Source organism: Staphylococcus pasteuri (genome assembly GCF_030547725.1).
GTDB classification, from domain to species: Bacteria; Bacillota; Bacilli; order Staphylococcales; family Staphylococcaceae; genus Staphylococcus; species Staphylococcus pasteuri.
Map to the genome: position 1 here is coordinate 1 of NZ_JAUOQO010001044.1, position 233 is coordinate 233.

Genomic DNA, 233 nt, shown 5'->3' on the forward strand with positions numbered 1-233 from the left:
GTTTGTACAGATGTAATCAATTGACATGTTAAGATAAAATCAACACCATCATACTCAACTGGAGCTACTACTCTGAAAGAGTAACGAGCATCATCTGGAATTAAAACGTCACATTCAGTGAACCATTTTTCTCCAATACCAAGTTTGAATGTTGAACCAGCAATACCTACAGAACTAGCTGCATCAAATACTGATTTTGTGATAGGAATAGCTTTACGACTATCTCCCATTAC

At 36.1% G+C, this 233-nt stretch carries 1 protein-coding gene; it reads right to left on the reverse strand.

What is annotated here, in order from left to right:
* Positions 1–233 (reverse strand): hypothetical protein (locus Q4528_RS16355; RefSeq protein WP_303522844.1); only part of this gene is annotated, 233 nt, incomplete at both ends.